Here is a 24,421-nt window from a genome sequence, read left to right as displayed (position 1 = left end):
TGCCGCGGCAGGCCGCCGCGCCTATCTGCGGACGACGCGGCAGGAGGGCGGGCGATGCTGAAGGGGCTGGGGAATCTGGGCGACATGGCCAAGATGATGAAGGCCGCCCAGGAGATGCAGGAGCGCATGGCCTCCGTGCAGGCAGGGCTCGACTCCATCACGGTCGAGGGGCAGGCGGGCGGCGGTCTCGTGACGGTGACCGCCAATGCCAAGGGCGAGCTGCGGGCCATCCGCATCGACCCCTCCATCTTCCGCGAGGAGGATCGCGAGATGGTGGAGGACCTTCTGCTGGCGGCGATCCGCGATGCCCAGACCCGCGCGGCCGACCGCATGAACGAGGAGCTGCGCCGCGCCACCGAGGGGCTGGGCCTGCCGCCGGGCATGAAGCTGCCCTTCTGAACCGATGGCCGCCGCGCCCGCCGACATCGACGCGCTGATCGCTCTGATGGCGCGGCTGCCGGGGCTCGGGCCGCGCTCGGCGCGCCGGGCGGTGCTCCACCTCGTCAAGCGGCGGAGCACGCTGCTCCTGCCCCTGGCCGAGGCGATGCAGGATGTGGCCCGGACGGCCCGCGACTGCGTGCTGTGCGGCAATCTGGGCACGGAGGACCTGTGCGCCATCTGCACGGACGACCGGCGCCGCACGGGGCAGATCTGCGTGGTGGAGGACGTGGAGGATCTCTGGGCGATGGAGCGCTCGGGCGCGTTCCGGGGCCGGTATCACGTCCTAGGCGGCACGCTTTCGGCGCTGCGGCAGATCGGGCCCGACGAGCTGCGCCTGCCGCTGCTCGAATCCCGCCTCGGTCCCGAAGGCGTCACGGAGGTGATCCTCGCGCTCGGGGCGACGGTGGATGGACAGACGACCGCCCACTACATCGCCGACCGCCTCTCCGGCCGCGGGGTCAGCGTGACCACGCTCGCCCAGGGCGTTCCGGTGGGGGGCGAACTCGACTATCTGGACGAGGGCACGATCGGTGCCGCCCTGCGCGCGCGGCGTGCCGTCTGACCCCCTCCGACGCGTCTCCCCCCGGCAGGGCCGCGCCGGCCTGGCGACCGCTCAGCGGCGCTCGCTGTCCTCCTCCTCGCCCGCATCGGCCGGCAGGTTGAACAGGCTGTCGGCGTCGCGGATGTCGGGCAGGGTCTGGTCGCCGTCCTCGTCCGGTCCCTCCTCGCCGCTCCGCAGCGAGAACGTCTCGAGTCCCGCGATGGAGGAGGGCAGGCGCGGCTCGGGCGCCATCGCCAGCGACACCTGCGTGGAGACGAGCTTGCGCCGCTCGTCGTCACTCATCACCTGACCTTCGCGCGCGCGGCGCTCGGCCGCCTTTTGCACGGCGGCATCGAGTTCGGTCTGCCGGCACAGGCCCAGCGCCACGGGGTCGATGGGCTCGATGTTCTGGATGTTCCAGTGCGTGCGCTCGCGGATCGTCTGGATCGTGGGCTTGGTCGTGCCGACCAGCTTGGCGATCTGTCCGTCCGTCAGCTCGGGGTGGAACTTGACCAGCCACAGGATGGCGGCCGGCCGGTCCTGCCGCTTCGACAGCGGCGTATAGCGGGGACCGCGCCGCTTTTCCTCGCCCACCGCGGCTGGGTTGAACTTCAGCCGCAGCCGGTGGGTCGGGTCGCTCTCGCCGCGGCGGATCTCCTCGATGGTCAGCTGTCCGCTGGCGACGGGGTCGAAGCCCTTGACGCCGGCCGCCACATCGCCGTCGGCGATCCCCTGCACCTCGAGCTCGTGCATCCCGCAGAAGTCGCCGATCTGCTTGAAGCTCAGCGTCGTGTTGTCGATCAGCCACACGGCGGTGGCGCGGGCCATCAGCGGTTTATCGGTCATAGCGGTCGCCTTTCCAAGCCTTTCCCCGGCCCCGCCGGGGGCGCCGCCCTGGAGCGGCCGGTTCGCGCTGGGGGGGAACTCGCCGCGTCTATAGGATGTGCGACGCCGGAAGGGAAGCGCCGCCGACACCCTGCGGGAACCGCCCGACGGCCCGTCCGTTGGGCTGCCGCCGCAGCCCTGCCCGGAGAGCTCCGCCCGTGGACCCCTCGCCGCACCCCGCCCCGACCCCCGTGGAGCGCCCCGGAGGGACCCTGCGCCGCCCCGACCTGCATGGCGGGCTCCTGGTTGCGGTCGCCGTCATCCTGATCGTGATGGCCCTGCGCGCCATCGGCACCGTGCTGGTGCCCGTGCTGATCGGGCTGTTCACCGCGCTGGCCATCATGCCGGTGCGCGACCGCGTGGCCGCCCTTCTGCCCGACAGTCTCCGCTGGCTCGGCGCGCTGGCGGCCATGCTGGTCCTTCTGGCGGGGCTCGGCGTCTTCGTGACGGGGATCACGCTGGCCGCGCGCCAGCTCGTCGCCCAATCGCCCATCGAGGCCAACGATGTTGTCGAGGCGCTCGCCCCCACCGGTGCTGGGGACGGCGACGAGGACCTCCTGGATGCGGCCGAGACCGGCGCTGCCGAGGCCGACCGGCAGACCGGTCCCCGGGCCTTCGAACAGACGCCCGCCGCCGGGGAGGATGGCGGGGCCGGCAGTGGCCGCCTCGGCCCCCTCGACGAGTTGCTGCCCGAAGGGACGGTGGGAGACCTCCTGCGCCGCTTCGGCGACCGGGTCCTCGGCGCAGCCGGCGGGGTCGCCGCAGCCGTGCTCAACGCCACCACGGCGGTGATCGCCGGTCTCGTCATCGTGATCTTCGTGAGCTTCCTGCTGCTGCTCGAGAGCGGCCAGTGGCACCGCAAGATCCAGGAGGTCACCAGCCGGCATGCCGAATGGCGCCTGCTCGAATCGGCCGAGGTGATCGCGGGCAAGGTGCGCTCCTATGTCCTCGTGCAGGGCGCGATCGGTCTGGCCACGGCGGCGCTCTACGGGATCTGGCTGTGGTTCTTCGACGTGGGCCTGCTGCTCGTCTGGGTCTCGCTCACCTTTCTGCTGACCTTTATCCCGGTCCTCGGCGCGCTGGTCGCGGGCGTCCTGCCCGTGGCCTATTCGCTGCTCACGCAGGATTTCGGCACGGCCCTGGTCGTGGGCCTCGGCATCCTCGCCATCGAGCAGGTCATGGGCAACGTGGTCGAGCCGCGCGTCCAGGGCAACAACATCGCCCTGTCCCCCCTCGTCGTGCTCCTGTCGCTCCTGTTCTGGGGCTGGGTCTGGGGCCTGGCGGGGGCGCTTCTCGCGGTGCCGGTGACGGTCTCGCTCGTGGTGCTGGGCGCGCAGGTGCCCGCGCTGCGCCCTTGGGCGCTGCTGCTCAGCGACCAGACCGACCTCGCGGGCCTCGAGGAGACGACCTCGCGCGAGTGATCGCTCAGCGCGCGCCCGCGAAGCGCGCGCGCCAGGCCTCGCGTTCCTCGTCCGAGACCTTGCGGAACAGCAGGTCCGGCACCGCAAAGCCGTGCCCCGGCGGCAGAACGCTCAGCGCCTCCTCGGCTCCCCCGGGCCAGGTCCAGTCGTCGCAGCGCAGCGCCGCCATGATCGTCTCGGCCGCGTCAGGGATGAAGGGCCGCGACAGCACCGCATGGAGCCGCACGAGATTGAGCCCCAGCCGCACCTGCATCGCCGCCGTCTCCGGCTCCGTCTTGACCGTCGCCCAGGGCGCCGCAGCCTGGAGGTATTCGTTGCCCATGACCCAGATCGCGCGCAGCGCCTCGGCCGCGCGGCGCACCTCGATCGCGTCCATGGCCGCCTCGTAGGCGCGCAGCCGCCCCTCCAGCGCCGCGGCCAGAGCCCGCTCGCGCGCGCCCCATTCGCCCCCGTCCGGCACCGCCTCGCCCCAGCGCGCGCGGCAGAACTTGGTGATCCGGCTGACGAAGTTGCCCAGGACGTCGGCCAGGTCCTTGTTCACCCCGGCCTGGAAGCCCTCCCAGGTGAACTCGGAATCCCCCGATTCGGGCGCATGGGACAAGAGCCACCAGCGCCAGTAATCCGCAGGCAGGATCTCCAGCGCCTGGTCCATGAACACGCCCCGCCCCTGCGAGGTCGAGAACTGCCCGCCGTCATAGGTCAGGTAGTTGAAGCTCTTGATGTAGTCCACGAGCTTCCAGTCCTCGCCCGATCCCATGATCGTCACGGGAAAGCTCAGCGTGTGGAAGGGCACGTTGTCCTTGCCCATGAACTGCGTGTAGCGCACGTCCGCCGCGCCCCGTTCCGTGCGCCACCACCGCTCCCAGGCGGAGTCGGGCAGGCCGTGGGCCTCGGCCCATTCGGCGGCGCAGGCGATGTATTCGATGGGCGCATCGAACCAGACGTAGAAGACCTTGCCCTCCATGCCCGGCCAGGGCTCGTCCCCCTTGCGCACGGGGATGCCCCAGTCGAGGTCGCGCGTGATCCCACGGTCCTGCAACCCGTCCCCGTCGAGCAGCCACTTCTTCGCGATCGAGGTGGTCAGCACCGGCCAGTCCGTGCGCGACTCGATCCATTCCAGCAGCCGGTCCCTCATCAGCGACTGGCGCAGGTGCAGGTGCTTGGTCTCGCGGATCTCCAGATCCGTCGCGCCCGACAGGGCCGAGCGCGGCCGGATCAGCTCCGTGGGCTCGAGCTGCTTGGTGCAGTTCTCGCACTGGTCGCCTCGGGCCTTGTCGTAGCCGCAATTGGGGCAGGTCCCCTCCACGTACCGGTCGGGCAGGAAGCGGCCGTCCGTCACGGAATAGACCTGCCGCTCGGTCACCTCGGCGATCAGCCCCGCCGCATCCAGCCGGCCCGCGAAATGCTGAGTCAGCCGGTGGTTCTGCGGCGAGGAGGAGCGGCCGAAATGGTCGAAGCTCAGCCGGAATCCGCGTGCCAGTTCGGCCTGCACCTTGTGCATCCGCGCGCAATACTCGGCCACTGGCTCGCCCGCCTTCTGCGCGGCGATCTCGGCCGGGGTGCCGTGCTCGTCGGTGGCGCAGAGAAACAGCACCTCGTGGCCGCGCCCGCGCAGGTAGCGCGCATAGAGGTCCGCCGGCAGCTGCGAGCCGACGAGGTTGCCCAGATGCTTGATGCCGTTGATGTAGGGGATCGCCGAGGTGACGAGGTGACGCGCCATGGGGGGCCCTTTTCCTTGCGGCCCCCCCTCTAGCCCGCCCTGCGGGCGCGCGCCAGAAGCGCGCTACTGCGCCGTGTAGCCCCCGTCGACCAGGTGATAGGACCCGGTGACGAAGCTCGCCTCCTTCGAGAGCAGGAAGCAGGTCAGGGCCGAGACCTCCTCGGCCGTTCCCATCCGCTTGACCGCGTGCTGGCCCGCGAGGAAGTCCATCGTCGGCTGGTCGAGGTTGGCATCGAGAAGCGGCGTGCGGATGAAGCCGGGCCCGACCGCGTTGATGCGCACCCCGCGCGTGCCGTATTCCAGCGCCGCCGACTTGGTCAGCCCCACCACCGCGTGCTTGGCCGCCACATAGGCCGACGAGTTGGCGAATCCCACGGTTCCCAAGATCGAGGCCATGTTGACGACCGCGCCGCCTCCGGCCTTCTCGATCGCGGGCAGGCCGAAGCGCATCCCGTAGAACACGCCGTTGAGGTTGATGGCGATCACCTTCTCCCAGCCGTCCAGCGGATATTCCCCCACGACCGCCGCCGGGCCCCCGATGCCGGCATTGTTGACCAGCAGGTGCAGGCCCCCCGTCCGCTCGACGGCAAAGCCGACCAGCGCCTCGACCGCCTCGGGGTCCGAGACGTCGCAAACCTTCGTCAGCGCCCCCTCGAGGCCCTCTGCGGCCTTGGCCAGCGCCTCCTCGTGCAGGTCGCTCAGCACGACGCGCGCGCCGCCCTTGGCAAGGTCCCGCGCGATCGCCAGCCCGATGCCCGAGGCGGCGCCGGTGACGATGGCGGTCTGTCCGGAAAAGTCGTGGGGCATGGTCCTCTCCTGTCCGGTTGGATGGCCGCACCCTCGCGCACGGGCGGGGTGCCGTCCTTGATCTGGGTCATCCCGCCCCCGGACCAAGCCCCGCCTTGCCCCCGCGCCGCCTCGCGCTAGGGTCGCGCCGGCACGCGGCACGGGGGGCAGGGATGCGGCAGGTGGAGCTGGGGCGCTCGGGGGTCCGGGTCGCCGAATGGTCGCTCGGCACGATGACCTGGGGCAACCAGACCCCGGAAGACGACGCGCACCGCCAGATGGACATGGCGCTCGAGGCCGGGATCACGCTCTGGGACACGGCCGAGATGTATCCGGTCAACCCCGTCCGCGCCGAGACCGCCGGCCGGTCCGAGGCCATCCTGGGCCGCTGGCTCGCCGCGCGGCCCGGCGCGCGGGGCCGCATCGTGCTCGCCACCAAGATCGCGGGCCCCGGCAACGTCCTGCGCGACAGGGGCTTCGACCCGGGCGCGATCCGCTCCGCCTGCGAGGCGTCGCTGCGCCGGCTCCGCACCGACCGCATCGACCTCTACCAGCTCCACTGGCCCGAACGCTCGCACTACCACTTCCGCCGCAACTGGACCTTCCGCCCGGACGCGGACGCCGCGGCCGTCCTCGGCCGGATGGACGACGTGCTCGGCGCTCTGGCCCGGCTGGTGGAGGAGGGCAAGGTCCGCGCCATCGGCCTGAGCAACGAGACGGCCTGGGGCACGACCCGCTGGCTCGACCGCGCCGCCGCCACCGGCGGGCCGCGCCCCGAGACGATCCAGAACGAGTATTCGCTCCTCTGCCGGCTCTACGACACCGATCTGGCCGAGGCGGCCGCGATGGAGGGGGTGACGCTGCTTGCCTTCTCGCCCCTCGGGGCAGGGCTGCTCACCGGCAAGTACCAGGACGGCGCCTGTCCGCCCGGCAGCCGGCTCGCCGTGGGGGACGGCCGTCTGGGCGGGCGCCTGACGCCCCGCGCCCTCGCCGCCGTTGCGGCCTACCGCGCGCTCGCGGCCCAGGCGGGGATGGACCCGGTCCACATGGCGCTGGCCTGGCACCGGACGCGGCCCTTCCCCTCGATTCCCATCTTCGGCGCGACCGACGCGGACCAGCTCGCCCATATCCTGCGCGGCCTCGGGGCGCGGGTGGACGACGACCTCGCCGCCCGGATCGACGAGATCCACCGCGACCACCCTCTGCCGTTCTGAGGCCCCGATGCGCGCGCCCCTCCTGCTCCTTGTCCTGCTTGCCGCCTGCGGCCGCCCCGCGCCCGAGGCGCCCGAGCCGGTCGCCGCACCCTCCTTCCGCGATCCTGCCATTCCCATCGCCTCCAGCCTGCGGGCCGGCGCGGCCGATCTCGCGGGCGAATGGGTCGTGGCGCGCGCCTATCCGGGCGGGCCGCTGCCGCTCGCGGCCGGCACGCCCCTGTCGCTGCGCATGGCCGAGGGGGGCGCGCTCCTGTGGTCGGCGGGCGGCCGGACGCTGCGGACCGAGGAGGTCGCCCGCGGCCGCTTCCGGGCCGGGGGAACCGAGCTGTGGCTGCTCTGGACCGACGACGACGGCCGCACCGCCGTGATCGGCAGCCCCGACGGGCGCGCGGGCTGGATCATGGACCGCGCAGGCCGCGCCTCGAGCGACCGCGCGCGCGCCGCGCGCGAGATGCTCGACTTCAACGGCTTCGACCTCGCGCGGCTGCCCTGAGGGATCAGCCGAGCGCCGCCGCCCGCCCGCCCGCGTCCGGCAGGCCGTCGAACCGCTCGAAGTTCCGCGCGAACAGGTCCACCAGCCGCCGCGCCGCCGCGTCGTAGGCCGCGCCGTCCGCCCAGGTCGCCCGCGGGTCGAGCAGCCGCGCCTCCACCCCCTCGACGGCCAGCGGCACCTCGAAGCCGAAGAACGGATCGCGCCGGAACCGCCCCGCGCCCAGCCGCCCCGACAGGACGGCCCCCAGGATCGCGCGCGTGGCCGCGATGGGCATCCGCCGCCCCGTCCCGTAGCCGCCGCCCGTCCAGCCCGTGTTGACCAGCCAGCAGGACGCGCCCGACCGCGCCACCCGCTCGGCCAGCATCCGTCCGTACACCTCGGGCCGGCGCGGCAGGAAGGGCGCGCCGAAGCAGGGCGAGAAGGTGGGTTCGGGCTCGGTCACGCCGCGCTCGGTCCCCGCGACCTTGGCGGTGAAGCCCGACAGGAAATGGTACATCGCCTGCGCCGGCGACAGCCGCGCCACGGGGGGCAGCACGCCGAACGCGTCGCAGGTCAGCATCACCACATGCCGCGGCGCCCCCGCCATCCCCGTCCCCGAGGCGTTGGGGATCGCCTCCAGCGGATAGGCGCAGCGCGTGTTGTCCGTCCGCGAATTGTCCGCGAAGTCCAGCGCGCGCGTCACGGGGTCCCAGCCCATGTTCTCGATCACCGTGCCGAACCGGCCCGTGGCGGCAAAGATCGCGGGCTCCGCCTCGGCCGAGAGGTGAAGGGTCTTGGCGTAGCAGCCCCCCTCGATGTTGAAGATCCCCCCCTCCGACCAGCCGTGCTCGTCGTCGCCCAGAAGCACGCGCCCGGGGTCCGAGGACAGCGTCGTCTTGCCCGTCCCCGACAGGCCGAAGAACACGGCCGCGTCGGCCGGATCGCCCGGTGCGTGGTTGGCCGAGCCGTGCATGGACAGCACCCCGCGCGCGGGCAGAAGCCAGTTCATGACGGTGAACACCGCCTTCTTGGTCTCGCCCGCATATTCGGTCCCGGCGATCAGCACCGTCCGCGTCCCGAAATCGAGCGCGATCACCGTCTCCGACCGGCAGCCATGCCGGGCCGGGTCGGCGCGGAACGAGGGCGCGTTGATCACGACCCAGTCGGGCGCGAACCCCGCCAGCGCCGCCGCGGGGGGGCGGATCAGCAGGTGGCGGATGAACAGCGCGTGCCAGGCCCGCTCGGTCAGGACGCGCACCGCGATGCGGTGGGCGGGGTCCGCCCCGGCCCACAGGTCCTGCTGGTGAAGCCCCGGCCCCGCGGCCAGATGCGCGAACAGGTCCGCCCGCAGCCGCCCGAAGGCATCGGGCTCCATGGCGGCGTTGCCGTCCCACCAGACCTCGCCCTGCGTCTCGGGGCGGCGCACGATGTGCTTGTCCCTAGGGGAGCGGCCGGTGAAGCGGCCGGTTTCCACCAGCAGGACCCCCCCGGAGCCGAGCCGCCCCTCGCCCGCCGCAAGCGCCTCCTCCATCAGCGCCGGGACGTCCAGATTGCGGCTTCTCCGGGGCAGGGCAACCAGGGCCGGGCCGGGACGATCCGGGTCTGGGCTGTGGCACAGGGGCATCAGGAACCCTCCCAATCGGCCTCGCAAGGACTGTCTGCCGATCCGCTTAGCAGCCCCCCGGAGGGCCGGGAAGGCCAAAAAATCCTGTTAGCGCAAGCACTTGTATGTTAGCGCCAACGGCGGGTCCGATGCGCGTAAACCTGCCGGCCGTTTACTCAACCTTAAGGGTTCTCGGTGCAAAAGAGTGACGCGAATCGAACGGCAGGGTGACCCGGGCTTGATTCGCGTCAGGCAGTCGCGGACCATCCGGAAAAAACAGGCAACATCCGAGCAGCAGAGGCAGAGCCATGTCCCGAATCGCCCTCGTGGACGATGACCGAAACATTCTGACATCCGTATCCATGACGCTCGAGGCCGAGGGCTTCGACGTGGACACCTACAACGACGGGCAGGCGGCCTATGACGCCTTCTCCAAGAAGCTCCCCGACATGGCGGTGCTCGACATCAAGATGCCCCGCATGGACGGCATGGACCTGCTTCAGCGCCTGCGCCAGCGCACGAGCATGCCCATCATCTTCCTGACGTCCAAGGACGACGAGATCGACGAGGTGCTGGGCCTGCGGATGGGCGCGGACGACTACGTCAAGAAGCCCTTCTCCCAGCGCCTGCTGGTGGAACGCATCCGCGCGCTCCTGCGCCGGCAGGAGGCGCTGTCGGGCGAGGGGCCGGAGCCGGAGGCCGACCAGAAGGTGATGGTTCGCGGCCAGCTCGTCATGGACCCGCTGCGTCACGCGGTGAAGTGGAAGGGGCGTGACGTCTCCCTCACCGTGACCGAGTTCCTCCTGCTCCAGGCCCTCGCCCAGCGGCCGGGCTTCGTGAAGTCCCGCGACCAGCTCATGGACGTGGCCTACGACGATCAGGTGTATGTGGACGACCGCACCATCGACAGCCACATCAAGCGCCTGCGCAAGAAGATGCGCGCGGTGGACGAGGATTTCGCCGCCATCGAGACGCTCTACGGCATCGGCTACCGCTACAACGAGGAGTGAGCGCCCATGACCGCGCTCCCCCGACCCGGCCTGCCCAAGGTGGATGTGCGCGACCTGCGCTCGGTCCGCCGTGCCGTCCGCGCGGTGGCCCCCGCCAACCGCGACGCAAGCCCTCCGGCGTCGGAGGAGGGGACGATCATCGGCGCGGACGGCGTCGCGCCGGAAGCGCAGACGGCGTCCCGGCGGAACTTCGTGACCCTTCAGGCCTCTCCGCTGGCGCGCAAGATCATCACCTTCAACCTCGTCGGTCTTATCCTGCTCGTGACCGGCATGCTGTGGCTGACCCCCTCGCGCGACAATCTGGCCTTCCAGCGCGCCTCCGGCCTCGCGAGCGAGGCGATCCTGGTGGCCGACGTGGTGGCGGCCCATCTTCCGCCCGGGCCGCCGGTCAGCCTCGCCGCCGGCGACGGTTTCGATCCGCAGGCCGTGTTCGACCGGCTGGGCCTGCGCGGCGGCACGCGGGCCTTCCTGTTCGACCGCTCCGGCGCGCTGGTGGCCCAGGCCGAGCCGCGCGCCGATCTGGACGCGATCGGGCCGCAGCGCGAGGTGGACGGCACGCTCATCACCAATGCGCTCAACGCCCTGTGGGAAGGACTGGCCAGCGCCCTGGGTCCGGCGCGGCCTGCCTCCCCCGATCCCGGCACGGCCAGCCTCGAGGGTGCGCATTCCCTTGTCGAGCGGGCCTTCCGCGCCGGAACGGTGGTCGAGACGGGAACCGACGCGCAGGGCCGCACCGTCTTCACGGTCGCCCACCCCGTGCGGCACGAGGGCGAGGTCGTGGGCGTCGTCGCGGTGCGCAGCGCCGGCGGCGAGATCGACAGCCTCGTGCGGCGCGAACGCGAGCAGGTGCTGCGGATGTTCGTGGTCGGGGTGCTGGTCTCCATCGGGCTCAGCCTCGTGCTCGCGCGCACCATCGCCAATCCCCTGTCGGACCTGGCTGCGGCCGCGGAGGTGGGGCGCGAACGCAGCCCAGGCGCCATGAGCCCCGGCCGCGTCCGCATCCCCGACCTCAGCGCCCGCCCGGACGAGATCGGGCGCCTGTCCGCCGCGCTGCGGGGGATGGTGGCCGCCCTCTACGACCGGATCGAGGCCAACGAGCAATTCGCCGCCGACGTGGCCCACGAGATCAAGAACCCGCTCGCCAGCCTGCGCTCGGCCGTGGGAACCCTCCATCTCGCCACGCGCGAGGATCAGCGCCGCAAGCTGCTCGAGATCATCGAGCACGACGTCCGCAGGCTCGATCGCCTGGTGAGCGACATCTCCAATGCCTCCCGGCTGGACAGCGAACTCGTCAAGGAGGAGGAGCGGCCGTTCGACCTTCTGCGGCTGATCGGCAACCTGAACGAACATCTGGGCGCGGAGGCGCGCGCCAAGGGGATCGAGTTCATCGCCGACCTTCCGCCACAGCCCATCGTCATCCACGGGCTCGAGAACCGCCTCGCGCAGGTCTTCGTCAACCTGCTCAGCAACGCCATCTCCTTCTGCGAGGAGGGCGATGCCATCCGCATCTGGGCACGCCGCCGCGAGAATCGCGTCCTCGTCGTGGTGGAAGACACCGGGCCGGGCATCCCCGAGGGCTCGCTCGAGAAGATCTTCCAGCGGTTCTATTCCGAACGCCCCGAGGGACAGTTCGGCAACAATTCCGGTCTGGGTCTGGCCATCTCCAAGCAGATCGTGGAGGCGCATGGCGGGGTGATCTGGGCCGAGAACATCCGCCCGACGGAGGCCGACCCGACCTCCGAGCCGCTCGGGGCGCGCTTTGTCGTGGGTCTGCCGATCTGAGCCTGCGACACCCGGCGGGGCCCGGCCCGCCGGACCGGCCCGATCTCGTGCCGCGCGCCGGCGGGAGGTGCAGGACGGGCCGGGCTGCAGGGTCATCGCATGAGCACCCCCGCAGCCGCCGGGGGCACGGAGCGCCTCGTGCTGCATGCGACGACCGTCGCCTGGGGGGATCGCGGTCTCGTGCTGCTGGGCCCGTCCGGCTCGGGCAAGTCCGCGATCGCGCTCGAGATGATGGCCTGGGGCTGCCGTCTGGTGGCCGACGACCGCACGGAGTTGCGGCGCGAGGGGGACCGGATCATCGCCGCCGCGCCGCCGGGTCTTCCGCCCCTGATCGAGGCGCGCGGCATCGGCCTGCTTCCAGCCGAGCTCCAGGCCGAGGCTGAAGTCGCTGCCCTGCTCGACCTCGCCTTGGAGGAGGAGACCCGCTTGCCGCCACCACGCATCCGGACCATCCTTTCGGTTCCCGTCCCCTGTCTTCACAAGCCTGCGACCGAGCGTTTTTCCGCCGCCCTTCTCCAATATCTCAAGGCTGGCCGGTATCGGCCGGCGCTCGAGTGATCCATGACCCTGACCGAACTCCGCCCTCCGCCGCCCTCCGCCACGTTGTCCGGCGGCCCGCCGAACGTCGTGCTGGTGACGGGGCCGGCCGGGGCGGGACGGTCCACCGCCATCCGGGCGCTCGAGGATCTCGGCTTCGAGGTGATCGACAACCTTCCGCTGTCGCTTCTGCCTCGCCTTCTCGAAGGGCCGCCGCTCTGCCGGCCGCTCGCACTCGGGATCGACACCCGCAACCGGGACTTCGGGATCAAGACGCTCCCGGAGGCGATCGACCATCTCGTCAAGGGCGCCGGCGGGCAGATCCTCTATCTCGACTGCTCCGACGACGTCCTGCTGCGCCGCTTCTCCGAGACGCGCCGCCGGCATCCGCTGGCCGGTGAAGGGGCTCTCGGGTCCGGCATCGCCCGCGAGCGGCAGCTTTTGGCCCCGCTGCGCGAGCGGGCGGACATCGTGATCGACACCACTGCCCTGAGCCCCCACGAATTGCGCGCCGCGGTGGAGCGGTGGTTCGCCCCGAGCGAGGGCCGTCCCTTCGGCATCAGCGTGGAGAGCTTTTCCTACAAGCGCGGCCTTCCGGCGGGACTCGACATCGTGATGGATTGCCGCTTTCTCCGGAACCCCTACTGGACCGAGGCGCTGCGCCCCAAGGACGGCCGCGATCCGTCCGTGGTCGCGTTCGTCGAAGCCGATCCCCGTTTCGGACCCTTCTTCGACAGCCTGCGGGCCCTGCTCATCCAGCTGCTGCCGGCCTATCGCGAGGAGGGCAAGGCGCATCTGGCCATCGGGCTGGGCTGCACGGGCGGGCAACACCGTTCGGTGACCGTGGCGGAGAGACTGGCCATGACCCTTGCAGAGGCCGGATGGCAGGTGTCTAAACGGCATCGGGAACTGGAGAGGCGCGCCGGGATCGCGGGCGCCGATCGGGGATGAGGACGTGAGCGGCAGGGTCGCCCGGGTCGGATGCGCACGGCTGACGGTGTCGGCCTGCGACCAGCCCTGCCGGGATGTACGGGCCGGTGGCCTTCGGAGACGGCACGCATGATCGGGATTGTCATCGTCGCACATGGCGGGCTGGCCCGGGAATACCTTGCCGCCGTGGAACATGTTGTCGGTCAGCAGCCCGGCGTCCGCGCCATCACCATCCTGCCCGATGACGACCGGGCGCTGAAGCAGGCCGAGATCTGCGAGGCTGCCGACTCGGTCGATCAGGGCGACGGGGTCATTGTCGTGACAGACATGTTCGGCGGCTCGCCCTCCAACCTGTCGCTGCGCGCCTGCGGGTCCTCCAATCGGCGCATCCTCTACGGGGCCAACCTGCCCATGCTCATCAAGCTGGCGAAGTCCCGCAGCAAGCCCGTTCCCGAGGCCGTGGCGGCTGCGCTCGATGCCGGGCGCAAGTACATCGACAGCCAGATCGTGGGCGAAGATCTCGAACGGGCCGTGGGTCTCTGACCGGTGGACGAACCGACGGCGTACCGACGGCTGACGATCTGCAACGTCAAGGGTCTGCATGCCCGCGCCTCGGCGCGGCTCGTGGAGGTGGTGGAGGCGCACGACGCCACCGCCGTGGTGTCCCGCGACGGTCTCGAGGCGTCGGGCGATTCGATCATGGGCCTGCTGATGCTGGCGGCCGGTCCGGGGAGCGAGATCGAGGTCGTCACCCGCGGCCCCGAGGCCGAGAAGCTGGCCGACGCGATCGCCCGCCTGGTCGCCGACCGGTTCGGCGAGGGGTGCTGAGGGACGCTCCCCCGATCCGCCCGCTCACCGCGTCGGCACCGGCGGCCCGTCCCCGCGATAGTCGTAAAACCCGCGGCCGGTCTTGCGGCCGAGCCAGCCGGCCTCGACATATTTCACCAGCAGGGGGCAGGGGCGATACTTGGTGTCGGCCAGCCCGTCATGCAGCACGGTCATGATCGCAAGGCACGTGTCGAGACCGATGAAGTCGGCGAGTTCGAGCGGCCCCATCGGATGGTTGGCGCCGAGCTTGAGCGAGGTATCGATGGAGGCGACGGTGCCGACTCCCTCGTGGAGGGTATAGACGGCCTCGTTGATCATCGGGATCAGGATGCGGTTGACGATGAAGGCGGGAAAGTCCTCGGCCGTCGCGGCCGTCTTGCCGAGCCGCTCGACCACGGAGAGCACCGCCGCATAGGTCTCCTGCGAGGTGGCAATCCCCCGGATCAGTTCGACCAGCTGCATCACGGGGACGGGATTCATGAAGTGGATGCCCATGAAGCGGTCCGGGCGGTCGGTCCGGCTTGCCAGACGCGTGATGGAGATGGAGGACGTATTGGTGGCCAGGATCGTCTCGGCCGCGCAATGCGGCACGAGCGCCTCGAATATTGCGGACTTCACGCTCTCCCGCTCGGTCGCGGCCTCGATGACGAGGTCGAGCCCGCCCAGATCCGCCAGATCGGGCGTCGTGCGGATCCGCGACAGGGCCGCCTCCCGCGCCTCGGCGGGGATGGTGCCGCGCGCGACCTGACGATCGAGGTTCCGCCCGACCACGACCGGGCACGCGTCCAGAGCCTCTGGATTCGTGTCGGTCACGAGGACATCGAAGCCGGACAGGGCAAAGACATGGGCGATCCCGTTGCCCATCTGGCCGGCGCCGACCACGCCCACGCGGTTGATCGTCATGGCGAACCTCCCTCATGCTGCCGCGCAGCATAGGGCCGGCAGAATGCCAAGCAATCGCCGCATTAGGAATTTGGAAAACCTCCCGGTGCATCCTGCGGCAGGCTGGATCCGGGGTGGGAATCATGAGGCACGACACGCTGGACGATCAAGCGGCAAGCATCACGCCCTGCCGCTATGGCAGTTCGCGGCTTCTGTTTCGCGGACCCAGACGGCCGACCGATGGCCGCCACATCGCCTTTGTCGGGTCCACCGAGACATACGGACGGTTCCTCCGCAGACCCTTTCCCGCCCTGGTGGAGGAGGGGCTTGGCGAAGTGTGCATCAACCTCGGCCAGATCAACGCCTCGGTCGAGGCGATCCTGGCGGATCCGGTGGTGCCGGGGATCTGCCGCGACGCCGTGCTGACGGTTCTCGAGGTCAGCGGTGCGGCCAACCTGTCCAACCGCTTCTACACCGTCCATCCCCGGCGCAACGACCGCTTCCTGCAGGCCTCCTCGGTGCTTCGCGCCATCTATCCGGAGGTCGACTTCACCGACTTCTGCTTCACGCGGCACATGCTGTCCTGCCTCTGGGACGTGTCGCCCGAGCGGTTTCCGATCCTGCGCGAGGAGTTGCAGACCGCCTGGCTGGCCCGGATGCGGACGTTGCTTGACCGCATCGGCCCGCGGACGCTCCTGCTCTGGCTCAGTCCCCACCTGCCGTCGGACATGCGCTGGGAGGATCACGACTCGCCTCTCCAGCGCGAACCGCTGTTCGTGACGCGGCGGATGCTCGACAGCCTGCGGCCCCTGGTCCGGGGAGTGGTGATGGTGCAACCCTCCGCACGCGCTGCGGCGCGACGGGGAGAGGGGCTCTGCCACCGCCCCCACGAGGGGGCGGCCGCAGCCGAGCTTCTGGGGCAGGCGGCCCACCACGAGGCGGCTCAGGCGCTCTGTGCCTCGATCCGGGCCGTGCTGTCGGTCTAGACTGCCCGGTGCCCTGCTAGAGCTTGTCGGTGAGTTCCGGCACCGCCTCGAACAGGTCCGCCGCCAGGCCGAAATCGGCGACCTGGAAGATCGGCGCCTCCGGGTCCTTGTTGATCGCGACGATGAACTTCGAATCCTTCATGCCGGCGAGATGCTGGATCGCTCCGGAGATCCCGACCGCGACATAGAGGTTGGGCGCGACGACCTTGCCGGTCTGGCCCACCTGCCAGTCGTTCGGCGCATAGCCTGCATCGACTGCCGCGCGCGACGCGCCGACCGCCGCCCCCAGCTTGTCGGCCAGCTTCTCGACGATCTCAAATCCTTCCTTGGAGCCGATCCCGCGACCGCCCGACACCACCACGGGGGCCGAGGTCAGCTCGGGGCGGCCGGACTTGGCAACGCGATCCTCGACCCAGGCGGAAAGACCTGGATCGGACACGCCGGGCACCCGTTCCACGGGAGCCGAGCCCCCCATCGCGGCGGCATCGAAGCCGGCTGTGCGGATGGTCAGCACCTTGATCGCATCCCGCGACCGGACCGTCTGGAGCGCGTTGCCTGCGTAGATCGGCCGCTCGAACGTGGATTCATCGAGGATGGCCGTGACGTCCGAGATCATCATGACGTCCAGGAGGGCGGCCACACGTGGCAGGATGTTCTTGGCGTCCGACGTGGCCGGGGCCGCCAGATGGGAGAAGCCGCCGGCAAGGCCGCGCACCAGTTCGGCCGCAGGCTCTGCCAGACGATGGGCGAGGGCATGGTCCTCGGCCACGAGGACGCGCGCCACTCCGTCGATCTGCGCCGCCTCGGCCCCCGCCGCCTCCGGGCCGAGGACCAGGACCGTCACGTCTCCGAGCGGCCTGACTGCCGTCACGGCCTTGGCGGTGGCATCAAGACCGAGCCGACCCTCGGCCACGTCCGCAATCAGAAGAGTTGCCATCACACCACCCCCGCGCTCTTGAGCATGTCCACGAGCTCGTCCACCGACTTGGCCATCACCCCGGCCTTGCGCGAGGGCGGCTCGGTCGTCCTGAGCACCTCGAGCCGCGGGGACACATCGACGCCGTAATCGGCAGGGGTCTTCTCCTCCAGAGGCTTCTTCTTGGCCTTCATGATGTTGGGAAGCGAGGCATAGCGCGGCTCGTTGAGGCGCAGATCCACGCTGATGACGGCCGGCAGGCCGACCCGTACGACCTGCAGGCCGCCATCCACCTCGCGGGTGACGGTAGCCTGGTCCCCATCGACCACGATTTCCGAGGCAAAGGTGGCCTGGGCCCAGCCCAGAAGCGCCGCCGTCATCTGGGCTGTCGCGTTCATGTCGTTGTCGATGGCCTGCTTGCCGCACAGGATCAGGCCGGGCTGCTCCTCGCGAGCCACGGCGGCGAGGATCTTGGCCACGGCGAGCGGCTCGATATCCTGATGGACGTCCTCTGCCGCCACGACGAGGATGGCCCGATCCGCACCCATGGCGAGCGCGGTCCGCAGCGTCTCCTGGGCCTGCCGGATCCCGATGGACACGGCGACCACTTCTCCGGCCTTGCCGGCCTCCTTGAGCCGGATCGCCTCCTCGACGGCGATCTCGTCGAAGGGGTTCATCGACATCTTGACGTTGGCGAGATCGACCCCGGACCCATCCGCCCGCACGCGGACCTTCACGTTGTAGTCGATCACGCGCTTGACGGGCACAAGGACCTTCATCGGCGCGCTCCCCTGGCGTGATGCTGTGCTATCCAGCGCCCCTTAGCGCGATGCCGCGGCAAGAGACAGGGCAAAACCGACAGGTTGATCCCTCCCGACGCCGCGTCGGACGGCTCAGCGGTTGCCGAGGTCCCGCCCCGTCGTGCCGAGGCGCCGGGCGGTCTCCTCGGCGTCGGTTTCCGGAAGGTCATGCCCCCCCGGATCGCGAAAGCTGCGGTTCTTGGCATGCTCGCCCGGATTGGCGTCCCCGCTCCGCATGGGACCGCCCAGCGTGCGCGCCACGTCCGGATCGCCCGGGTCGGACACCATGGCAGACCCTCCCTGTCGGCGAGGAAGCTAGAACTCCGAACCCTCGGGTCCAGCCTCGGTGATCCGCAGGACGATCTTGCCCACCACTCCGCCTGCCTCGAGCCGGGCATGGGCAGCGGCGGCGTCGGCCAGGGGATACTCGGCCGCGATCACAGGGCGGATGCGTCCGCTCTCGATCAGGGGCCAGATGTCGCGGCGAAGCGCCGTCGCGATGCGCGTCTTGGTGGCCGCCGGTTGCGGCCGCAGCGTCGATCCCGTGACGGTCAGCCGCCGGCGCATGACGAGCGCGAGATTGCATTCGGCCTTCGCGCCCTGAAGATGCGCGATCTGGACGAGGCGACCTCCCTCCGCCAGCGCATGAAGGTTCCGCTCCAGATAAGATCCGCCCACCATGTCGAGGATCACGTCCGCTCCGCCTTCCTCCTGCAGGACGGCCGCGAAATCCTCCGCATGGCGGTCGATGCCGCGCTCCGCCCCGAGCGCTTCGCAGGCGCGGGCACGCGCCGGGCTTCCGGCGGTGGCCCAGACCCTTGCGCCGAGAGCCGCGGCAAGCTGGATCGCGGTGGTTCCGATGCCCGAGGCACCGCCATGGACGAGAAAGCGTTCGCCCCCGCGGAGACGGCCCTGGTCGATCACGTTGAACCAGACGGTGAACAGCGCTTCGGGCAGGCAGGCCGCCTCCCGCAGCGTCAGGCCCGCAGGCACCGGCAGGACATGGGAGGCGGGCACGACGACCTGTTCGGCATAGCCGCCGCCGGGCAGGAGGGCGCACACCGCCTCGCCAAGCCGCAGACCTGTCACGGCCGGCCCGAGGGCGTCGATCCAGCCTGCGCCCTCGAGCCCCGGCAGGTCCGACGCACCGGGCGGCGGCGCGTAGAGACCGGCACGCTGGAGCAGGTCCGGCCTGTTGACGCCCGCATAGGCCAGACGAAGCCGGACATCGCCGGCCCCGGGCTCGGGGCTCGGCCGTTCGACGGCAACCAGAGCCTCCGGGCCGCCGGGTGCGGCGATCGCAACCGCCCGCATCAGCGGCTGCCGGGCAGGTCCGTCGGCGGAGCAGGCGCCCGCACATGCCGGATGATCCAGTCGAGCGGCCGCGCCAGCGGTCGCAGGAGAGGATTGGCGGCCGATCCGTTCTTCCAGGTCTCGAAGGCCATCACCTCGTCGATGCGGCGGTCCACGAAGGCTCCGGTCGCCTCCAGCGCGGGATCGTCGTCGCTCAGGCGGTAGAGCGTGGCGGAGGCCAGCACCGCGGCCAGCGTCGCGCGCTTGGTATACCAGTTGCCATCGCGAGAGCGGTCGCCCAGGGTTGTCCAGATCGCATCGGCGGTCTCCCACAGCAGGCGCGCCCCCAGAGCGGCGTTCTGCGGCAGCGCGAACAGGGCCGCCGAGCGGCGCAGGGCCTCGCGATCCTCGACGAGGCGAAGCCGGGTCTTGACGGCAAACGCCACGCGGTCCCGCATCCGCATCCCCTCGAGGTTCTCCGTCTGAAGGATGCGCTTCATGGCGCGATCGCCTTCGCGGTGCCACTCGGCCGCGAGGTCCACGGCCCCGCGCGGGCAGGCGGCGCGGGCTTCGTTCAGCGTCAGCTCCGCCTCGCGCGCGGCAGCGCGGAACGCGGCGTCGGACCAGCCGTCGAACGGCACATGCGGCAGCATCGCCCGCAGCAGCGCGCGGCGTGTCGGATCGCCCGCGAAATCCTCCGGTTCAGTCATGGTTCACGCATCCTCCCGGCGCTGGACAGGCTTCCAGCCCCTTGGTATAGGCCGGGCTCCCCGCATGGACATGCGAAACTCGAACCCGAAAGGTGGTGACAACAACCCATGCAGGTCTCCGTCCGCGACAACAACGTCGATCAGGCGCTCCGCGCACTCAAGAAGAAGTTGCAGCGCGAGGGGGTCTTTCGCGAGATGAAGCTCAAGCAGCATTTCGAGAAGCCCTCCGAGAAGCGCGCCCGCGAGCGCGCCGAGGCGATCCGCCGGCAGCGCAAGCTTGCCCGCAAGAAGCTGCAGCGCGAGGGCCTTCTGTAAGGGGCCGCGCCCGATCGTCCGCGACGGTCAGACCCCCGCGAGCGTCCGCTCCGGGGGTTTTCCATGCCTGGCCGCTCAGCCCGGCGGATCGGGTCGGCGGTTGCCGCGGGCGAACAGGCCGGCCAGCGCACCGCTCAGCGTGCCCGTGACGGTGGGCACCGGCCGGGACAGGAAGGGCAGGGGGCGGCAGACCTCGACGGCGGCCAGCCCCACCCGTGCGGTCAGCGCGCCGTTCAGCACCCCCTCGCCGAATCGGCGCGACAGGCGCGCCAGCGCCGTCCCTCCGGCAAGGCCCCCGATCATGTCGTCGCCCACCGCCACCGCCCCCGTGGCGATCAGGTGCCCGGCCACCGCGCGGACCAGCCGCCAGGACCCCACCACCCCCGACCGCCCGCCATAGGCCTCGGCCACGCGGCGGATCATGCGCAGGTTCAGCGCCAGCGCCGCCGCCATGTCGGCAAAGGGCAGCGGCACCAGCGCCGTCAGCGCTGCGACGCGGCGCGCGGCGTCGCGGATCTCGGCCAGCGCCTCGGCGTCAGGGCCGGGCAGCAGTTCCGCCTCGGCCATGCGCAGCAGGCCGTCGGCGTCCAGCACCTCGGTCAGCCGGGCGCGCACCCGGTCCGCGGCGGGGGCCAGCGCTGGGCGGCCGCCATAGAGGGTGGCCAGATCCGCCGCCACGCCGCGCGCCTCGGCCACCGAGTCCCCGGACAGGGCCGCGGCCGCGCGGCGCTGCAGCGCGTCGATCCGCGCGAGCCGCCGCAGCGCCCAGACCTCGCGCCCCGCGACCGCCAGCGCCACGACGCCAAGCGCCACGAGCAGCACCGTCGCCGCCGAGCCCAGCAGCGGATGCCGTGCCACGAGGCCCGTCGCCCAGTCCCAGGCCGCGAGCGACAGCGCCAGCAGCAGGAACCCCGCCAGCAAGGACCAGAACGCCCCGGCCAGGCCGCCACTCCGCCGGTTGCCGGCCCGGCGGAGGGCACGGGCCATGGCCGGGGGGTGCGGCGCCTCTCCGTCAACGGGCGGCGCCTCGGCCGGGGTCGGCGGCGGCGCGTCCTCGAGGTGCAGGATCAGGGGCCCACGCGTCTCGGACGGCTCTCTCATGGTCCCGCTCCGGCAGGGGCGCTCACAGCCGGTCCCCCAGAAGGAACTCGGCCGCGCGGTCGAGACGGATGTGTGGCGGCCCTTCGCCCGGCCGCAGCGTCAGGGAGGCGGGGGCCAGCTCGGGCAGGGCAAAGGCCGCACCCGGCCACTCCGCCGCCCCGGCCCGTGCGGGGGCCAGCAGGCGGCCGGGGTCCTCCGGCAGATCGCCGGGATGAAGCGCCACCTGCCGCCCGTCCGCCAGGCGGCCGCGCACGATCTCGACCGTCCGGCCCTCGTGCGTGACGCGGTCCTCGACGGTGGTGCGCAGGGCGGCGATGGCCATGGCGGCCGTCTGCGCCCCGGCAAAGGCGGCGCGGTCGCGCGCCTCGCGCAGCATCGCCTCGGCCAGGGCGGCCAGCTGCGGATGCTGGGCATGGTGCAGGTGATCGGCCTTGGTGGCCGCGAACAGGATCCGCTCGACCCGCCTCTGGCCCAGCAGGCGCGCCAGCGGGGCCGACCGGCCGGGATTGAAGGCCGCAAGCAGGTCCGCCATCGCGCCGCGCAGCGATTCGAAGGCCTGCGGGCCGCGGGCCAGCGCCCCCAGCACGTCCACCAGCACGATCTGGCGGTCCACCCGCGCGAGGTGGTCGCGGAAGAAGGGCTGCACCACGTGCCGCTTGTAGGCCGCATAGCGCCGCTCGCACTCGCGCCACAGCGACCGGCGCGGCGCATCCGGCGCAGGCGGCAGCGGCGCAAAGGTCAGCGCGGGGGACCCCTCCATGTCGCCGGGCAGCAGGAACCGCCCCGGGGTGCAATCCGCGAACCCGGCCTCGCGCGAAGCGGCCAGATGCGCGGCATAAACTGAGGCGAGGGCCTTGAGCGCCGGCTCGTCGGCGGGTGCGGAAGGGTCCACGGCCCGCACCGCCTGCAGGAACGCCTCGCCCCCCGGTCGCCCCTCCGCCCGGGCCAGCGCGGCCTCTGACCATTCGGCAAAGGACCGGTCGAGGAGTCCCAGGTCGAGAAGCCACTCGCCGGGATAGTCCACGATGTCGAGGTGCAGCGTGCGCGGCCCGCGCAGCGTGCCGATCAGCCCCTCCGGCGCGAGCCGCAGCGACAGGCGCAGCTGCGAGATGCGGCGCGTCCCTTCGGGCCAGCGCGGCTCGGGCGCCGTCAGGGCGGCCAGGTGCTCCTCGAAGGCAAAGCGCGCCACATTGTCGTCGGGCTGGGGCTGGAGCCACGCGGCCAGGACACGCCCCTCGGCCACCGCCCGCAGCTGCGGCATCCGCCCGCGGTCGAGCAGGTTCGCCACGAGCGAGGTGATGAACACCGTCTTGCCGGCCCGCGACAGGCCCGTGACGCCCAGCCGCACCACCGGGTCGCGGAAGGGCGCCGTGATCCCCTCGGCGAGGTTGCGCGTCGCGTCCCAGGCGCCCGTGGCCAACCCGCCGATCATGCCGTCCTCCGTTCCGCGCCAGAACATAGAGGGCCGCGCGGGCGGCGGGTAGGGGCGCCCCTCAGGCCCGGCGCGCCACCCAGTCCACGGCCGCGCCCGGCAGCAGGCGCCGCAGAACGGCCATCGCATGCGTGGGAACCGTGACGCGGTAGCGCGCGCGCGGCCGGCGGCTCTCCAACGCGTGGATCAGCCGCGCGGTCACGGCCGCGGGCGGCAGCTCCCACGGATCGGGCCGCTTCGGGCCATAGAGACGGTCCAGCAGCGTCTCGTATTCCGCCGCCCGGGCCGAGGCGCGCCAGTCGATCCACCGCTCGAAATGCGGCACGGCGTTCTCGCGGATGCGCGTGGCGATCGGACCCGGCTGGATCAGCGACACGTGGATGCCCGTTCCCGCCATCTCCAGACGCAGGACATCGGTCAACCCTTCGAGCGCGAACTTGGTCGCCACATAGGCGCCGCGCCAGCGCAGCCCCACAAAGCCCAGCACGGACGAGCAGTTGACGATCCGCCCGTGGCCCTGTGCCCGCATGACCGGGATCACACGGCGCGTCAGGTCGTGCCAGCCGAACAGGTTGGCCTGAAAGATCGCCTCGAGCGCGCCCCGCGGCAGGTCCTCCACCGCGCCGGGACAGGCATGGGCGCCGTTGTTGAACAGCGCGTCCAGTCGACCCCCCGTCGCCTCCAGCGCCCGGGCCGCGCCTTCCGCGACGCTCTCGGCATCGGCATAGTCGATCCGCGGGCTTTCGAAGCCTTCGGCGCGCAGTCGTGCGCAATCGGCCTCCTGGCGGCACGAGGCCAGCACCCGCCAGCCTCGGGCACGCAGGCCTTGTGCCGCATCGAACCCGATCCCCGAGGAGCAGCCCGTGATGAGGATTGTGCGCCCCGTCGGGGGCGGCTGACGCTGGACCATGGCGTTCTCCGGCCGGACGGGGCCCATCTGATCTGTCCGGCGGGGATCGGCAAGATCGCGGTCCGGCAGCCGCGTCGCGCGTTCAGCCGTCGGCCGGGGCAAGAAAGCGCGCGGACATCCATCCTTCCTGGCCGTCCGGTGTCCGGACCTGGAGCCAGCCGTTCTGCTGGCCGATCACCTCGGCGATCTCGCCTGCGCCCATCTGTCCGACCACGGCGAAATCCGTGCCGGGACCGCCGCGCATGTTGACCCGGTCGCCGGTGACGCGCCGCCGCTCCACGGTCGGAGCGGCAACCTCCACCGGAGCGGCCTCGTCCTCGGTCGCGGACTGGGCAGAGGCGGCCTCGACCGGCTCGTCCTCGGCCGGGGCCGGAGCAGGACCCCCGCTCAGGGCCGCCAGAGCCTCGGTCGGCCGGAGCGGATCGGTGGAGCCGGAGCGTGTCGGCCCCGCAACCCGCGGCGGCAGCGCCGGTGCCTCGGGCGCCCCGGGCGAGGGCAGGGCCAGGACGCCCTCGGCGGGCGGAGCGGCACGGGTGGCCTGGACGTCCGACTCGGCAGAGGGGACGGGAACGGCCGCGGCGGCGGTCAGGGCCTCGGCCTCGGCCTCGGCTTCGACCGGTGGCGCGGCGGCCGTGACGGCGACCTGCTGGTCCTCCGGCGATCGCTCGGCAGGCGCGGCAGCCCGCGCGAGAGTCGGCTCCGTCTCGCTCGGCTCCGGCCGGAACCCCGCTCCGCCCGACAGCTCCCAGTAGAGCCAGCCGAGAAAGACGAAGCTGAGCAGGATAAACAGACGCATGGCCAACTCTCCGGGTGGTGGACGGGTTCGGATGGCTTCCGCCAGTATAGACCCGACGACGCACGAAGGCACGGCCCCGTTCCCTCCCGCGCGCGGATCGGCCGGTCGCC

27 protein-coding genes are annotated in these 24,421 nt (G+C 71.6%); 13 read left to right on the top strand and 14 right to left on the bottom strand.

From position 1 onward, the window contains the following. The first annotated feature begins 54 nt into the window (after positions 1-54). Entirely contained in the window at positions 55-399 is a 345-nt protein-coding gene (locus tag GT358_RS14055) for a YbaB/EbfC family nucleoid-associated protein (RefSeq protein WP_166583264.1), read from the top strand. A gap of 4 nt (positions 400-403) precedes the next feature. Beyond that, positions 404-1,003: a recombination mediator RecR gene (recR, locus tag GT358_RS14050; protein WP_166583263.1), complete on the top strand. Its 600-nt coding sequence runs from the start codon at positions 404-406 to the stop codon at positions 1,001-1,003. A gap of 51 nt (positions 1,004-1,054) precedes the next feature. Here the strand turns inward: recR and GT358_RS14045 are convergent, their stop codons facing one another. Beyond that, the gene (locus GT358_RS14045; RefSeq protein WP_166583262.1) at positions 1,055-1,828 is read right to left on the bottom strand and encodes a DUF1013 domain-containing protein; all 774 of its coding nucleotides are present in this window, start codon (positions 1,826-1,828) and stop codon (positions 1,055-1,057) included. A gap of 197 nt (positions 1,829-2,025) precedes the next feature. On the opposite strand from GT358_RS14045, the gene GT358_RS14040 reads away from it, so the two are divergent. Further along, complete coding sequence (locus GT358_RS14040) at positions 2,026-3,288, top strand: AI-2E family transporter (protein ID WP_166583261.1); 1,263 nt, start codon at positions 2,026-2,028, stop codon at positions 3,286-3,288. Between the two features lie 4 nt (positions 3,289-3,292). Here the strand turns inward: GT358_RS14040 and metG are convergent, their stop codons facing one another. Both metG and GT358_RS14030 read right to left on the bottom strand, forming a co-directional pair. Continuing rightward, a complete protein-coding gene (gene metG, locus GT358_RS14035; protein ID WP_166583260.1) occupies positions 3,293-5,008 on the bottom strand; it encodes a methionine--tRNA ligase in 1,716 nt (571 codons plus the stop codon). Between the two features lie 63 nt (positions 5,009-5,071). Then, positions 5,072-5,815 carry an SDR family NAD(P)-dependent oxidoreductase gene (locus tag GT358_RS14030; protein ID WP_166583259.1) on the bottom strand — a complete coding sequence of 248 codons (744 nt, stop codon included), beginning with the start codon at positions 5,813-5,815 and terminating at the stop codon, positions 5,072-5,074. Positions 5,816-5,967: 152 nt separating this feature from the next. On the opposite strand from GT358_RS14030, the gene GT358_RS14025 reads away from it, so the two are divergent. Both GT358_RS14025 and GT358_RS14020 read left to right on the top strand, forming a co-directional pair. After that, entirely contained in the window at positions 5,968-7,008 is a 1,041-nt protein-coding gene (locus GT358_RS14025; protein ID WP_166583258.1) for an aldo/keto reductase, read from the top strand. Positions 7,009-7,015: 7 nt separating this feature from the next. Beyond that, positions 7,016-7,501 (top strand): lipocalin family protein, encoded by a 486-nt coding sequence (locus GT358_RS14020; protein ID WP_166583257.1) that lies wholly within the window; start codon positions 7,016-7,018, stop codon positions 7,499-7,501. A gap of 4 nt (positions 7,502-7,505) precedes the next feature. Here GT358_RS14020 and GT358_RS14015 read toward each other — a convergent pair whose 3' ends face one another. Continuing rightward, positions 7,506-9,104, bottom strand: a complete 1,599-nt coding sequence (locus GT358_RS14015) for a phosphoenolpyruvate carboxykinase (RefSeq protein WP_166583256.1) — start codon at positions 9,102-9,104, stop codon at positions 7,506-7,508. Between the two features lie 287 nt (positions 9,105-9,391). Between GT358_RS14015 and GT358_RS14010 the strand changes: the two genes are divergently transcribed. From GT358_RS14010 to GT358_RS13985, 6 genes are all read left to right on the top strand, one after another. Continuing rightward, positions 9,392-10,093 (top strand): response regulator transcription factor, encoded by a 702-nt coding sequence (locus tag GT358_RS14010; protein ID WP_166583255.1) that lies wholly within the window; start codon positions 9,392-9,394, stop codon positions 10,091-10,093. Between the two features lie 6 nt (positions 10,094-10,099). Then, positions 10,100-11,875, top strand: coding sequence for a sensor histidine kinase (locus tag GT358_RS14005; RefSeq protein ID WP_166583254.1), 1,776 nt, complete (start codon positions 10,100-10,102; stop codon positions 11,873-11,875). Positions 11,876-11,974: 99 nt separating this feature from the next. Then, positions 11,975-12,433, top strand: a complete 459-nt coding sequence (locus GT358_RS14000) for an HPr kinase/phosphorylase (protein ID WP_166583253.1) — start codon at positions 11,975-11,977, stop codon at positions 12,431-12,433. 3 nt (positions 12,434-12,436) lie between these two features. Next, positions 12,437-13,363: an RNase adapter RapZ gene (gene rapZ, locus GT358_RS13995; protein ID WP_166583252.1), complete on the top strand. Its 927-nt coding sequence runs from the start codon at positions 12,437-12,439 to the stop codon at positions 13,361-13,363. Positions 13,364-13,471: 108 nt separating this feature from the next. After that, positions 13,472-13,885, top strand: a complete 414-nt coding sequence (locus GT358_RS13990) for a PTS sugar transporter subunit IIA (RefSeq protein ID WP_166583251.1) — start codon at positions 13,472-13,474, stop codon at positions 13,883-13,885. Positions 13,886-13,888: 3 nt separating this feature from the next. Then, on the top strand, positions 13,889-14,170 hold the full coding sequence (locus GT358_RS13985; protein WP_166583250.1) for an HPr family phosphocarrier protein: 282 nt from the start codon (positions 13,889-13,891) through the stop codon (positions 14,168-14,170). Positions 14,171-14,194: 24 nt separating this feature from the next. Here GT358_RS13985 and GT358_RS13980 read toward each other — a convergent pair whose 3' ends face one another. Continuing rightward, a complete protein-coding gene (locus tag GT358_RS13980) occupies positions 14,195-15,073 on the bottom strand; it encodes a 3-hydroxybutyryl-CoA dehydrogenase (protein WP_166583249.1) in 879 nt (292 codons plus the stop codon). 122 nt (positions 15,074-15,195) lie between these two features. Between GT358_RS13980 and GT358_RS13975 the strand changes: the two genes are divergently transcribed. Beyond that, positions 15,196-16,038 carry a DUF6473 family protein gene (locus GT358_RS13975; protein ID WP_166583248.1) on the top strand — a complete coding sequence of 281 codons (843 nt, stop codon included), beginning with the start codon at positions 15,196-15,198 and terminating at the stop codon, positions 16,036-16,038. 16 nt (positions 16,039-16,054) lie between these two features. Here GT358_RS13975 and GT358_RS13970 read toward each other — a convergent pair whose 3' ends face one another. From GT358_RS13970 to GT358_RS13950, 5 genes are all read right to left on the bottom strand, one after another. Continuing rightward, a complete protein-coding gene (locus tag GT358_RS13970; RefSeq protein WP_166583247.1) occupies positions 16,055-16,975 on the bottom strand; it encodes an electron transfer flavoprotein subunit alpha/FixB family protein in 921 nt (306 codons plus the stop codon). Then, the gene (locus GT358_RS13965; protein WP_166583246.1) at positions 16,975-17,733 is read right to left on the bottom strand and encodes an electron transfer flavoprotein subunit beta/FixA family protein; all 759 of its coding nucleotides are present in this window, start codon (positions 17,731-17,733) and stop codon (positions 16,975-16,977) included. Before GT358_RS13965 ends, GT358_RS13970 begins: the two co-directional genes overlap by 1 nt. Positions 17,734-17,847: 114 nt before the next feature. Further along, the gene (locus GT358_RS13960; RefSeq protein WP_166583245.1) at positions 17,848-18,042 is read right to left on the bottom strand and encodes a hypothetical protein; all 195 of its coding nucleotides are present in this window, start codon (positions 18,040-18,042) and stop codon (positions 17,848-17,850) included. A 27-nt stretch (positions 18,043-18,069) separates the two neighbouring features. Beyond that, positions 18,070-19,068, bottom strand: a complete 999-nt coding sequence (locus tag GT358_RS13955; protein WP_166583244.1) for an NAD(P)H-quinone oxidoreductase — start codon at positions 19,066-19,068, stop codon at positions 18,070-18,072. After that, positions 19,068-19,757, bottom strand: a complete 690-nt coding sequence (locus GT358_RS13950; RefSeq protein WP_166583243.1) for a COQ9 family protein — start codon at positions 19,755-19,757, stop codon at positions 19,068-19,070. The genes GT358_RS13955 and GT358_RS13950 overlap by 1 nt, the downstream gene beginning before the upstream one ends. A 108-nt stretch (positions 19,758-19,865) precedes the next feature. Here GT358_RS13950 and rpsU point away from each other — a divergent pair, with 108 nt between their 5' ends. Further along, positions 19,866-20,072 carry a 30S ribosomal protein S21 gene (gene rpsU / locus GT358_RS13945; protein WP_166583242.1) on the top strand — a complete coding sequence of 69 codons (207 nt, stop codon included), beginning with the start codon at positions 19,866-19,868 and terminating at the stop codon, positions 20,070-20,072. 75 nt (positions 20,073-20,147) lie between these two features. Here the strand turns inward: rpsU and GT358_RS13940 are convergent, their stop codons facing one another. The 4 genes from GT358_RS13940 to GT358_RS13925 form a co-directional block, all read right to left on the bottom strand. Beyond that, positions 20,148-21,173, bottom strand: coding sequence for a YcjF family protein (locus GT358_RS13940; protein WP_166583241.1), 1,026 nt, complete (start codon positions 21,171-21,173; stop codon positions 20,148-20,150). Positions 21,174-21,195: 22 nt separating this feature from the next. Continuing rightward, entirely contained in the window at positions 21,196-22,605 is a 1,410-nt protein-coding gene (locus GT358_RS13935; RefSeq protein WP_243730904.1) for a YcjX family protein, read from the bottom strand. Between the two features lie 61 nt (positions 22,606-22,666). After that, positions 22,667-23,542, bottom strand: a complete 876-nt coding sequence (locus GT358_RS13930) for an SDR family NAD(P)-dependent oxidoreductase (RefSeq protein ID WP_243730903.1) — start codon at positions 23,540-23,542, stop codon at positions 22,667-22,669. 55 nt (positions 23,543-23,597) lie between these two features. Then, complete coding sequence (locus GT358_RS13925) at positions 23,598-24,311, bottom strand: SH3 domain-containing protein (protein WP_166583239.1); 714 nt, start codon at positions 24,309-24,311, stop codon at positions 23,598-23,600. Between the last annotated feature and the right edge of the window lie 110 nt (positions 24,312-24,421).

Source organism: Rubellimicrobium sp. CFH 75288, from assembly GCF_009904055.1.
In the GTDB taxonomy this organism is placed as follows: domain Bacteria; phylum Pseudomonadota; class Alphaproteobacteria; order Rhodobacterales; family Rhodobacteraceae; genus Rubellimicrobium.
Note: the sequence above shows the minus strand (reverse complement) of the source record. Positions and strands in the feature narration are given on the sequence as shown.